The sequence below is a fragment of the Mesorhizobium sp. M7A.F.Ca.CA.001.04.2.1 genome (assembly GCF_003998485.1).
Lineage (GTDB): Bacteria > Pseudomonadota > Alphaproteobacteria > Rhizobiales > Rhizobiaceae > Mesorhizobium > Mesorhizobium ciceri.
In genome coordinates this window covers 1-774 of sequence record NZ_RZQT01000296.1, presented here as the reverse complement: position 1 = coordinate 774, position 774 = coordinate 1, and the positions used below count along the sequence as shown (strand labels likewise).

The window sequence follows — 774 nt, the reverse complement described above, 5'->3', positions numbered from 1 at the left end:
CGACAAAGCCCCGCCCTCCCTGGGCCAGGTTGACGGGGCCTGCCAACACAAGAACGCCGAGGTCTCGCGCGCGAAGCGCCGCCGTCCGTTGCGCCTCGCTCTTGCGGTAATCGAGCCCGATCGCCTTCTGGTTGCCTTCCATCGGGTACATCAGCGAGATGACGAGATCGGGCGCACCGGCGATGTTGCGCAGTTGCGATCTCTGTCGGAACAGGTTGCTTGCCAGGGACGCAAATCTCTGCTGTCCCATGTACGGCTCTGTAACTATGGCCGAGACGAGGCCCTGAACAAGCTGGAGATTACCGTTTACATTGCCTTCGAGCTTGGCCCTTATGATGTTGACCTTGGCCTGGACTTCGGCGCGCGCGAGTTGATCGGACACTTTCGTGTTCTGCAAGTCCGCAAGGACCGCGCAGATCACAAGCACGGCCAACGCAATTGCCGCCGGCAAGTTGGCGGTCGAAAAAACCGCCTTTCTTGCACCATCAAAGTCAAAATCCGTTCTGCCCGACCGGCTCAATTGCGTTTCCTTGACAAAAAGCCCATCGGCCAACGTAGGATGAACTGTTTAAATTTGGACTTCCAATCTGCATAAAAGCTTCTGGTCTGTGCCACCAAGTTTCGAAAGGCTGCGCTTGGGCGCTGCGCGTAGTACCGTTGGGCCTGTGCCGGCCAGTCCTGCTGCGCCGAACAGCAGGGTCGTCCTGCTCGGGCGGAAGAAGGGTAGGGAAAGCGGACGGACAGCCTGGGAGAGGAGAGGGGAGAGGAGAGGGG

At 59.3% G+C, this 774-nt stretch carries 1 protein-coding gene; it reads right to left on the bottom strand.

Going from position 1 to position 774, the window contains the following annotated elements:
• Positions 1–520: CHASE domain-containing protein (locus EN955_RS34600; RefSeq protein ID WP_245492858.1), on the bottom strand; the 520-nt coding region annotated here is incomplete at its 3' end.
• Positions 521–774: the final 254 nt, after the last annotated feature.